The sequence below is a fragment of the Flavobacterium sp. genome, assembly GCF_036405015.1.
In the GTDB taxonomy this organism is placed as follows: domain Bacteria; phylum Bacteroidota; class Bacteroidia; order Flavobacteriales; family Flavobacteriaceae; genus Flavobacterium.
In genome coordinates this window covers 1-13129 of record NZ_DASWYK010000073.1, presented here as the reverse complement: position 1 = coordinate 13129, position 13129 = coordinate 1, and the positions used below count along the sequence as shown (strand labels likewise).

The 13129-nt window shown below is 34.3% G+C and carries 6 protein-coding genes; all 6 read left to right on the top strand.

Annotated elements, in window-relative coordinates; translation table 11 throughout:
* Positions 1-35 precede the first annotated feature (35 nt).
* Complete coding sequence (locus VGE71_RS06080) at positions 36-4364, top strand: ATP-binding protein (RefSeq protein ID WP_331137516.1); 4329 nt, start codon at positions 36-38, stop codon at positions 4362-4364.
* 553 nt (positions 4365-4917) lie between these two features.
* Entirely contained in the window at positions 4918-5676 is a 759-nt protein-coding gene (locus VGE71_RS06075; protein WP_331137515.1) for a hypothetical protein, read from the top strand.
* 172 nt (positions 5677-5848) lie between these two features.
* Positions 5849-9070: a TonB-dependent receptor gene (locus tag VGE71_RS06070; RefSeq protein WP_331137514.1), complete on the top strand. Its 3222-nt coding sequence runs from the start codon at positions 5849-5851 to the stop codon at positions 9068-9070.
* A gap of 25 nt (positions 9071-9095) precedes the next feature.
* Positions 9096-10991, top strand: a complete 1896-nt coding sequence (locus tag VGE71_RS06065) for a RagB/SusD family nutrient uptake outer membrane protein (protein WP_331137513.1) — start codon at positions 9096-9098, stop codon at positions 10989-10991.
* An 11-nt stretch (positions 10992-11002) separates the two neighbouring features.
* Positions 11003-12652, top strand: a complete 1650-nt coding sequence (locus VGE71_RS06060) for a DUF5123 domain-containing protein (protein WP_331137512.1) — start codon at positions 11003-11005, stop codon at positions 12650-12652.
* Positions 12653-12812: 160 nt separating this feature from the next.
* Positions 12813-13129, top strand: a 317-nt coding sequence (locus VGE71_RS06055) for a family 43 glycosylhydrolase (RefSeq protein ID WP_331137511.1), incomplete at its 3' end; no start/stop codon positions are given.

Genomic DNA, 13129 nt, shown 5'->3' with positions numbered 1-13129 from the left:
ATTTTTGTGATTTGCTTAATTTTATAAAGTTTTAAATGAAAAGAAATCTACTCGTATTCTTTTTTTATTGGATTACTATTTTATGTACTGCTCAACCTTCTGGGACACTGACTCATTTTGCAAACGATTTGAAGTTAAGACAATCGCGTATTTTGGATATTCAGCAAGACAAAAAGGGATTTATCTGGTTGTCTACCTTTAATGGACTGATCCGTTACGATGGAAGTACTTTTCAAAAATTCAGAGTCAAACAAAATGGCTCTCTGGATTTAATCTCCAATCGTGTCTTTAAATTTAAGTTTGATAATAGTGATCGAATTTGGATTCAGTCCGAAAAAAATGATATTTATTATTTCGATACCCGTCAGTTAAGTTTTCATTATCCAATTGAAGAAGGACCTTTAAAAGCAGTCAATATTGCATTTGTAGATTTTAAAGTAATGCCTTCAGGAAGAGTTTGGCTTTTTCCCGAAGAAAAAAATTATCTAATTGCTTTTGAAGCCAATAAAAAAGTTAGAAAAATTGCTTTCGATCCTGCAAAGCGTTGTGGAAAAATCCGTGACATTTTTGAAGATAAACATGGAATAACTTGGTTTTTTACCGAGGCAGGTATTTGTAGATTAGATAAATCTGGTGCAGAACCTCAATATTTCTTTTTTAACGGAAAACCTAATTTGTTTAATTCATTTTTAGAAACAAAAGAAGATATAATATTTGGAGGCAACAAAGGGGAACTTGTACGATACAATAAAAAAGCAAGTACTTTTTTTGATTTTATAATTGACATTAAGGAAGATATCATTTATAAAGAGCTTGTTGCAGATAGTAAAATGTTAATCGTAACAGGAGGTCAGGTTTTTTATTTCTATGATTTAAAAACGGGCAGATTAGATGCGTATAATAATAAAAGTTTAGCAGGATTTCCAAACAAGAAAATCAATTATTTAGGTTCAACACGTTCCAGACAATTTTGGTTTGAAGCTCCAGGTGAAGGTGTGTTTCAGTTTGATTTGCAAACTAAAAAGATAACACGCATGCCCGTTGATTATAGTGATTCTGGAGCTGCTGGGGGAGAAAGAAAAAGTTTCCTGCTTACTTCGCCAAACGGTACGGTTTGGATTCAGTCTAGTAATGCTCCGTTTTCGTATTGGGATGAAAAAAGCAACAAATTGTCTTCTATAGTTAGATGTATAAGAGAATCAAAAGAATCCATTTCAGATTTGATGCATACCGCAATGTTTGATAGGTTAGGAAATCTTTGGTTTTGCTCTTTTAAACAAGGATTAGATTTGGTGACGTTTAGTAATAGTAATTTTTCGACTTTAAATTTAGATTCGTCTGGCAATTCTCATAAGCACAATGTACGAAGTTTGATGAGAGACAGTAAAGGAAATCTTTGGGTAGGGAGTCGTAAAGAGAAAATTGCTTTATTTGATGCTCATAAAAATAAGATCGGATTTCTGGCTTCAGACGGAACATTATCTGCATCAGGTCCTGGTTGGGGAGCCGATATTTATAGCATGCTTCAGGATAATAAAGGTAGAATTTGGGTAGGAACGAGAGGAAACGGTTTATTCTGTTTATTGCCAACTGATCAGCCTTTTAGATACAAAGTTACTCATTATCAAAATGACGAAAAGAGCATTTATAGTATTAACTCTGATGATATTTTTAAAATTTATCAAGCAACAAACGGACAGATTTACATTGCAACATGGGGAGGCGGTGTAAATATCGTTCGCGAATCAAACAACGGATTTCAATTTGTCAATTTTAAAAATGAATTAAAAAACTATCCGATAAAAACGGCAGATAAAGTACGCTCGATTGTAGAAAATAAAGACCACAAAATATTTTTTATTTCGTCATATAAATTGTTTTCATTTTCAGAAGAAACTAAAGCCACGAATAAAATCAAGTTTAATGAATATTCGCAGGTTTCAGGAAATGACATTTTGGATATTCTCATAACGCACGACAATCAGATGGCATTGGCAACCAATGGTATGGGACTGATTTTGGCTGATTTAGATAAAAAAGGGCAATTGAATGTTAAATCGATTTGGAATGAAATGGTTTCGTTTCCTGTTGAAGGAGTGGTAGCAGTTCAAGAAGATAAAGCCGGAAAAATCTGGCTGATGAGCGATAATCAAATTGTACGTTTTGACCCAAAAAACAATAGTGCTGAAACCTTTCCTGAATTAAAATCAATCATTGGAACGGAGATATTTTCGGAGGCAACAAAATGTGAGCTTTTAAATGGTGAAATTGCTATAGGATATTCAGATGGCGTTATTTATTTCAAACCAGAAAATATAAAACCATTTCATTTTAAACCTTATTTAGCCATTTCTGGATTTTTAGTAAATAATAAAGAACTGCACGAAATAAATCCGGAAGCTCCTAAAAATGCTGATTTGTTGCAAGAAGTGACGCTCGAACACAATCAGAATTTTTTCAGAGTACAGATTTCTGCTTTGGATTATTTAAAAAGTGAAAATATTGTATATCGTTACAAACTAGAAGGAATTGATAAACAATGGAATTATATAAAAGGTGGACAATCTATTAATTATACCAATTTAGGAAGAGGAAGTTACACACTTTTGGTTTCTTCAACCAATGGACATAATTTATGGATGGATAACGAAAGACGAATAAAAATTACGATTCGCCCTTCTATCTGGGGAACTAATTTTGCTTATTTCTGTTATTTGGTATTGGCTTGTGGTTTGTTTTTTGTTGTCAATAGAGCCATTCTTACTATTTTGAAATTACGTAGCGATGTAAAGCTAGAGAAACAAATGAGTGATTTAAAGCTAAAATTCTTCACAGATATTTCGCATGAAATTCGTACACCGCTTACTATGATTACAGCTCCTTTGGAAGTAATGCTATCAGATGATGATTTAAAAGATTCTACAAAAGGCCAGCTTCGAATTATAGAAAAAAGCAGTAATAAATTATTGAATTTGGTCAATCAGATTTTAGATTTAAGAAGAATTCAGGATAAAAAGCTAGCCATTCGCGAAATGAATCTAGGGGAATTTGTTTCTCAAATGTGTGAAGATTTTGGAGAAATGAGCACACAGAGCAATATAAATCTTAAAGTTGATATCGATTCATCCAACCCGAGAATTTGGGCAGATCCGGACAGTCTTGATAAAATTTTGATCAATTTGCTTTCTAATGCTTTTAAATATTGTAGCAAAGGAGATTCGATTGAAGTAAAGGTCGAAGAATCAGAAAAACATGTGTTTTTAACGGTGAATGATAACGGGCCAGGAATTAGTCCAACACTTCAAAAAAGATTGTTTGTTCGTTTTTCAAATTATAACGAAAATCCATCCAATCCTAGTACTGGTCTGGGACTTTCTATCATAAAAGATATTGCAGATAAACACGGAGCAGAAGTTTTGGTAGACAGTACTCAGGGAAAAGGAAGTAGTTTTCAGATTGTGTTTTTAAAAGGTTATCAACATTTTAAAGGCGATGTCGATATTTTATTGGAAGAAACAGAAGAACATTTTTCTGATGAAATTAATCAGGAATTTGAATTGGAACACGAAATAATTATACCAGAAGAATTACGTCGAGAGCATCCAATCGGACTTGTGGTAGAAGATGATCCAGAATTGCGTGATTTTATTGTTTCTATCTTAGAAACCGATTATACAATTTATACAGCTGAAAATGGAGACGATGGTTATATAAAAACAGAAGAAATATTTCCCGATTTTATTATCAGTGATATTATGATGCCTGAAAAAGATGGGATTGAAATGTTGAAATTGATTCGCGATAATTTATCAACTAGTCATATTCCTGTCATTTTGCTTAGTGCAAAATCATCAATTGAAAGTAAATTGGAAGGATTGGAATATGGAGCAGACGATTATGTAACCAAACCTTTTAATGTTAGTTTGTTAAAAGCAAGAGTCAAAAATGTGTTGGAACAACGTGCGCGTTTACAGCAATTATTTTCAAGCGGTAGCACAATTGAGATTTCTAAAGAAGAACCGCTTCAGATTTCGAATAAAGATCAGAAATTTATGTTTCAGGTTATTGAATTTGTAAAAGAAAACATGTCCAATTCTGATTTTTCTGTAGATGAATTAGGAAAATTAATGTGTATGTCACGCGCCAGTTTTTTCAATAAACTCAAAAGTATTACGGGAGCTTCTCCTGTTGTTTTTATTCGTGATATGAGATTAAGCGAAGCAGCAAGACTTTTAAAAGACGATGATTTATTGATAAAAGAAATCTGTTTTGAAGTTGGTTTCAATGATCTTAAATACTTCGGAAAATGTTTCAGATCAAAATACGATTTTACTCCCGCTGAATATCGTCGACAATTTCGTTAATTTAAATCCTTTATAATAGCCAATGGTTTCAATCTTTGGACAACATTCTTTATGTCCCAATGGTTGAAACCATTGGCTATGTTTTTCTACAGCATTTATATACAATCCTATTTAAACATAGCCCAAGGTTTTAACCTTGGGGACATAATGTATAGTTTTCAGTATTCCTCTCCAGGATTTATATTCACTAAACATTTTCAAAGATTTCAATCTTGGGAAATGACAGAAAAAATATGCTTTACGATATCTGTTTTTATTTATGATATTTTTTTTGCATTAAATAAAAAAAGTAAGAAAAAGTTAGTGAATAACTGATTTTGCCCGCTGAAATAGCGATTTAACCCTTTTCGAAAAGCAATATTTACCCCTTTTTAAGGAGTGATATCTCTAGTTTTGCTTTACAATCTTAACTGATTTTTTTACTAACTAACCTTAAAACCAAAATTATGAACCAAACCAAATTATTTATTCAACTCTCAAAACCAAAGCTTATAGTTGATAGCTATAGAAAGTGTAAAAAGATCAATAGTCTTCATTATTAAATTTAGTTGTTATGAAAATCATTAAACATCTAATATTTAGAGCAGGATTATTGCTTTTAATATTAAGTTCCTGTTCCAACGACGATTTTAAATATGAAAGCTCTACTGTAAAATCATTGGATTTTCAATTAAACGGAGTGTCCTGGAATCTGAATGTTGGAATTTCGACTAGACCACTTTTTGTTTACAAAGACAATGGAGAATATTTCGCTAACTACAGTTCTCTTTATCCTTTTTCATTAAATGATGGGAAATATAAGTTTGTAGCATCAGATTTTCCAGAACAAATGATTCCGTCACCAACAAATTTGAACGATTTGATTGTCCCACAGCCAGCATTGGCAAATCAGCATGTAAATCTTTCAGATGCGATGCCTTATGCTTCACCTTTTAAAGATCCTTTAACCTTAAACATTGTCACAAGAACAGGTATACTTCGCTTGAAATCACTAGACATTACAGCTGATAAAAGTTATACGACAATTAAGACTACTATAGCCGTAAAGCGTAGTGGTTATAAAGTTTCTGACGGAACATATGTAACAGAAGATATGTTTGTTACTAGAAGTAAGGCAACAACCAGTGGTGGAATTAATTACGCAGAAGATTTTATTTTGTTTCAAACCGGTGAAGCTGCTAATAACGTTCGCATTAAAATTGAATGTTTAGATCAGAATATGCAGGTCGTAAAAACCAAACAAATTGAAGGAACTTTTGCAATTGAAGCCAATAAGGTAACCAATGCCGATTTCTTTTTGAATGAGATTTAAAAAATCTGTTTAAAAATACTCAGAAACTTACAATCTAAAATTAGCAGCCTTGAAGAATTCATATAGGCACAAGTAAGCAATTATGTTGATCAATCATCGTAGTAACTTTTGCTGTTTGGGTCTAGAAATCTTAATACCTGGCTTTTAAAATAATTAAAGAAATATTCTAGTTATGAAGATAAAAAAATATATCTGGAGCATTTTGACTATTCTGTTTTTAGCAGGTGGTGCTTATGCTCAGAAACGCGTAACCGTTACCGGTTCAGTAAGGGATAACATGGGGTTTATTCCTGGCGCAACTATTATTGTAAAAAATGAAAACACCAATACAGTTACAGATTTTGATGGAAAATTTAGTATCGCAGTAAATGATCCACAAACTGCAGTCCTGATCGTTAAATTTATTGGTTTGACAGATGAGACCGTAGCATTAAAAGGTCGCACTTCTGGAATTACGGTTCAGATGAAAGAATCGAATAGCGAATTAAACGAAGTAGTCGTAATTGGTTATGGTACGCAAAAACGTAAAAACTTAACAGGAGCTATTGCAAGTATAAAAGGAACCGAACTGGCAAAAGTACCAACAGCAAACGTTGCTGAAGCTTTGACAGGAAGACTTCCGGGAGTTCAGGTTACTACTGTCGATGGTTCGCCGGGAGCAGATGTGAAAATCAGAATTCGTGGTGGAGGTTCTATCACCGAGGATAATTCGCCATTAATCTTGGTAGATGGTTTTGAGGTGGCTAACTTAAATGATATTCCGCCAACAGATATCGAATCTGTAGAAGTTTTAAAAGATGCTGCTTCGACAGCCGTTTATGGTGCCAGAGGTGCAAATGGGGTAATTATCGTTACGACTAAAGTGCCAAAAGCAGGAAAAGTGTCGGTTAACATTCATAATTACACACAAATTAAAACGCTTGCCAATCATTTGGATGTAATGGATCCTTATGAGTTTGTGATGTTGCAATATGAAAATGCACGTAAGGGAAGTTCAAATCCAACGGCATTTTATAATATGTATGGTAAAGCAAGCGAATTATACATTTATAAAGGAAATAAAGGAATAGACTGGCAAGATGAAATATTTGGAAGTAACCCGATTGCGAGATATACAGATATTAATGTAAATGGAGGAAGCGAAAAAACAAAATTCAAATTTACGTTTGTAAATCAGGATCAGCCAGGAGCTTTGGTGGGAACAGGTATGCGTCAGAATTATGTTTATTTAATTATGAACTCAAAACTAACTGACAATCTAACATTTGAATATCAAACTCGTTTAACCAATCAAACTATCGATGGTTCGGGAACAGACGGTGTAAGTTTACTTAGAGCTTTACGTGAAGCACCAACTGCGGGATTGCAAGATTATATGACGTTACCAGATGATAATACTTACTTTGATCCAGAAGATTATCAGACAAAACCTCGATTTAATCCATTTGAAGAAGCAGAAAAAAATTACCGTAAACGTATTACGAGAATTTTCAATACTCAAGGAGCATTAACATGGACCATTAGAAAAGGATTAACATTGCGTTCTTCTTTTGGTTACGAATATAAGTATCAAGAAGATGGACGTTTTTGGGGCATAGATACACGTACCGCAACAGACAACAACAATCTACCAGTTGTATATTGGTCCATGACGCAGTCGCCACGTTGGCAGTTGAATAACGTTTTAAACTATGGTTTTAAATTAAAAGAGCGTCACGATTTCCAATTAATGATCGGACAGGAGATAAAAGATCAGGAATCTTCGGCTAAATTTTACCGTACACGTTATTTTCCAGAAGACATAACAGGTGCAAAAGCTTTAGATAATCTGGCTTTAGGAACTCCTTTTGAAAATGGATCAAATGCAGAATCTCCAAATAGAATTTCTTCCTTTTTTGGAAGAGCTAATTATGGATATGATGATCGTTACCTGTTTACGTTTACTGTTCGTACGGATGGTTCTACAAAGTTTGGACCTGAAAATAGATGGGGAGTTTTTCCAGCAGGAGCTTTTGCATGGAGAGTTTCTAACGAAAGTTTCTTAAAAGACAGTCAAACAGTTTCAAACTTAAAAGTTCGTTTGAGTTATGGAGCTTCTGGAAATGACAGAATAAAAGCCGATTTGTATGCAAAATACTACGGTGTTTCGAGAGATCGTTCTGTAGGTTGGGGAGAACAAAATCAATACTACTACAATTTTTACAACAACCAGTATCTTAACAATCCAAATGTAAAATGGGAAACGACTTATACAGCAAACGCAGGTCTTGATTTTGGTTTCTTCAAAGAAAGATTAACAGGAACTCTTGATTTCTATTACAACAAAGTAAAAGATTTATTAGTGCCTTCTGATATTGCTGCTGTTTCAGGTTTTACTAAAATGATGACGAACGTTGGACAGACTTCTAACAAAGGTGTTGAACTTGCTCTTAATGGTAGTGTGATCAGGAAAAAAGATTTTCAGCTTGATTTGACTTTTAATATCGGTTATAACAAAAATAAAATTGATAAACTGGCGAGTGGAGAACAAGAATGGATTTTAAGTTCAGGCTGGGCAGGAACTCAACTCTTAAATGATGATGATTATCGTGCTTATGTAGGTGGAACAAAAGGTTTGATTTACGGTTTTGTAAACGATGGTTTCTATAAAATGGACGATTTTGAATCTTTTGATGCCGTGACTAGAACTTGGAAATTAAAAGAAGGAGTTGCCAATTCAAAAAATCTTTCAGGTGAACCAGTTCCTGGAAGTGCTAAGTTTAAAAAATTAACTCCTGTTGATCCTTCAGATCCAAACAGCTATGTAATTGGCGATAAAGACAGAAAAGTAATTGGAGACACAAATCCTGATTTTTCTGGTGGATTTGGTGTAAATGCAGTTTGGAAAAACTTCGATTTGACTGCATTCTTCAATTTCATGTATGGTTTTGATGTGTATAACGCTAATAAAATTATGATGACTTCTTTTTACCAAAACAATCAAAATAATTTTGGTATGGAAGTAGGAATGAAAAACCGTTGGAGAAATTATGATGATATGGGGAATGACCTTCGCTATTCACCAGAATTGCTTGCAAAACAGAATGAAAATGCTACCATGTGGAATCCTGTAAGTATTGGTCGTCCTATTGCAATGTCTTATGCGGTGGAAGATGGTTCTTTCTTAAGATTAAACACGCTGAGCATTGGTTACACAATCCCAAAACAGCAAAGTAAAGCAATTGGCTTAAGCCGAGTAAGATTGTACGTTACAGGAAGCAACTTATTTGTTTGGACCAACTATTCAGGCTATGATCCTGATGTAAATTTGGAAACCGGTTTAACACCAAATATTGATTATAACTCTTACCCAAGAACACGTAATTACGCTTTTGGAGTACAGTTGTCATTTTAATTGAACAATATTAAATCACGTAATGATGAAGAAAAAGATATTATTTAGTTTTCTGTTAGTTTTCACACTGTTTTTTACCGCGTGTGAAGAGTATCTAGATGTACAACCTGGATCAGGTTTTACTCAGGCAGAAGTTTTTAAATCAGAGAAAGACATCCAATCTGCTGTTGCGGGTGTTTACACACTTATGTTGGCTGATGATGCATACACCAATCGCCTTGCTTTTGTTTTTAACATGAATACAGACGTAGAAATGTCTGGTGTTTCAACCAATACAGTAAACGGAAATGGTTCTGATATTGCTTGTTATGATCCAAAACCATATTGGACGACTTTAAATTCGACATGGAATGCCATGTATAAAATTATCAATACAGCCAATGATGTAATTGAAGGAATTGAAGGTTCAGATTTGTATAAGGTAGATCCAAAATCACAGCCTTCTAATATTACTCAAATGTACGGAGAGGTGAAAACAATTCGTGCGATGGTTTATCTGGATATGATTCGTATTTGGGGAGATGTTGTTTTTCGCACTAAATCTTCAACAGGAGATGAGAATTTTGCTCAGGGAACGACGGATAGAAATGAAATTCTTGAATTCTTAATTGATGATTTGAAGTCGGTTGAACCTCTAATGAAAAATGCCAGTGAAATAGAGTTCGGGGTAGAACGTGCTTCAAGAAGTTTTAATCAAGGTCTAATTGGATTATTAGCCTTAACAAGAGGAGGATGGACACTTCGCCCAGACGAAAACAATCCTGCTAATATCGGACATATGGAAAGAGGTAAAAACTACGAACAGTATTATGATATCGCAATCCAATATTTAGATAAAGTAATTCAAGGCAGACAACATGATTTAAAATTAGGTTTTAGAGAGTTTTGGATTAAACAAAACAATTGGGAAACACCAGTTAATGATGATGTAATTTTCTCTATTCCAATGTTAAAAAATTCTACAGGGGAGTACGGCTATTTTGCTGGAATTCCGATTACTGCAGGAAGCCATCCTTATGGTTCTGCTTCAGGATCTCTTAGTTTATGCGGAGAATATCTTTTTTCATTTGATAAAAAAGATTTAAGAAGAGATGTAACCTGTGCGCCGTTTTCATACGATCAAAATTTGAATCAAGAAATTCGTCTAGATCTGGCTCGTTTGGCAGTTGGAAAATGGTCTAAACTTTATATGACAACTCCTTTAGGAGGTACTAGCGAAAAAGGTACAGGAGTTAACTTCTCTTGGATGCGTTTTGCAGATGTGCTTTTAATGTATGCAGAAGCAGTAAACGAACGTTTTGGTCCTCGCGAAGATGCTAAGGAATGTTTAAAACGTGTACGTCGTAGAGCTTTTGCTCAAGCCGATTGGGGAGAAAAAGTAGACAATTATGTACAGTCTAAAATGTCGCCTGATTCATTTTTTAAAGCGATTATGGACGAACGTAAATGGGAGTTTGGAGGAGAAAGCAAACGTAAATTCGATTTGGCTCGTTGGAATAAATTCAGTGAAGTAATTTACAATCAATACAATAAACTATACAATTGGGGTCGTGTAGCAAACGGTGCTTATGTACCAGGTATCGATCAGGTTCCAGGAAGTATTTATTACAAACTTGTTACAGATCCAGCCAATTCAAGCAGAAAAATTTTAGACATAAAAGGAATTGATGAAGTTGTGACTGCAAATCCCGCAGGATATACCGCCTTTCCTTTTGCTGTTAACTGGTATTCATTAAATAACGATACGGCAAGTTATGAGCCAAGAAACGATATTAAATGGAGTTTTAGAGGATTTATAAATTACAATAATGCTTCATCGGTATCTCCAACAGATCCGTTGCGTTATTTATGTCCTTATCCATCCAAAGTGATTACAGATCATCGAGGAGCCATTCAAAATTTTTATGGTTTTAATTTTTAATTGAATCAAGTATGAAAAATTCAAAAAAACTAATTTACAGTTTATTTCTTATCGGAATAATTGTTTTTGGAATAGTACTACAATCCTGTGATAATGATGAATTTCGTTATAAACCAGTGGATGATTTATTCCAGCCAAAATTTGTCCTTACAGCGCCATTAGTAAAAAGTAATTCAATTGCGGTGGTTTGGTACAAAGTAAATGATGCGGCATCTTATACGGTAGAACTACACTTAGATAATTATTATAAAAGTCTTTATAAATCGTATACCATAACAGATACACAAATTTTGATGGATGATATTCCGTATAAGACACAATTTTATATCAGGGTAAGATCAAATCATGTTAATGGAGAGCACAACTCACAATGGGCGTACACAAGTGCATTGACAGAAGATCGTCCTGCATTTGATCCTATTTTACAACCAATAGAAAGAGTAAATATTACAGAGACGGATGTTACAGTAACTTGGGCAGTTTCTTCAAAAAATCCAGTTGACAGTATCTCTGTTGCTCCTGCACAATCTGCTGAAATTCCTGCTATCGGACGTAAACTTACTCCATCAGAAATGATGAGAGGTGAGGCAACTGTAACAGGTTTAGAGAAAAATACCTTATACAATGTTAACATCTTCGATAATATTAAACCAAGACGTTATGATAAGCCTTATAATCAGGTTTCGTTCCGTTCTGCAGGACCATCGGCGGCAACTATCATTGTAACAAAAGGAATGGATTTGGATGCTTTGTTAAGAACGAATAATGATGATCCGACAGTGCCAGAAGGAACAGAGTATTTCTTAGAAGCGGGCTCATTGTTTAAAATTACGCCTTTCACTATTTCTAAAGGATTTAAACTGACAGGTGGAACTCAGGGAGAACGTCCTCAAATCGAAATGAACGGAAACTGGAATATTGCAGAAGGTTCTTATTTATCATCTTTAGCTTTCGAAAACATTCGTTTCTATCAAACTATAGATGCGAGTTATTTCTTCAATAGTGGAACAGCCTGGAAAGTAGATGAAATTACTTTCTACAATTGTGTTTTTAATTATTTCAAACGCGGCTTCTGGAGACATCAAGGAAATGGTAAATACAAGGAAATTGGCAATTTTGATATGAGCTATTGTACATTCGATCAGGTTGGAGGACACACAGGCCCTTATGGAACATTCGCTTTTGGTTCAGCTGGAGCTGATAATGTGAAAAAAGCGGTTTTCTCTAATTGTACTTTCATGAGAGATTATTATCAGACAACAGATCAGAATAGAAACTTTAAAAACTTATGGGATTATGGTACATCAGCATATCCAATTCATTTAGAGTATCAAAATATTACAATTTATGATTATGCTTACAACAGATCATTAATTAATATACCAAATGCGGTAGGTTCTACCTTAATGTTTAAAAATGTACTAATGGCATCTGCTTGTGGAAAAGTGATTCAGGCAATTGCAGCCAATACACCTACAACGTACGGTAACAATTATACAACAACAAATTACCTTCTTGGAGCAGCTGCTATACAAGGAACGGAATTAGGAATCAGTGCTCAAAATCTATTTGTAGATCCGGCAAACGGAAACCTGATGATCAAAGATTCAAATTCTCCAATTGTGACCAACAGAGTAGGAGATACAAGATGGTTGCCATAAATTTTGTTAATTAAGTTAAGTGGTTTCAGTACTCAGGAAGTATCCTTGTGGTTGGGGATACTTCTATGTACTGTGTTTCACTAATTGGTGAAAGAAAAGAACTTTAAAATGTCATGGAAGATATTTTAATGAAGCGAATTATATAATAAAAATCAATACAATGAAATTCAAACAATTACTACTGGCCCTAGGATTATTTTGGTATATAGGGGCAGGTGCACAAGGCTGGAACGCTGATTTGGGAAATGGAAAATATAAAAACCCAATCTTACATGTCGATTATTCTGATCCCGATGTTTGCGCTGGAGAAGACGGTTATTACATGACAGCATCTAGTTTTAATAGTATTCCTGGACTCCCTATTCTTCACTCGAAAGATCTTGTAAATTGGGAATTGGTTGGATATGCATTACAAAATCAGTTTCCTGTAGAACATTATCGTACGGTTCGTCACGGCGATGGTGTTTGGGCTCCATC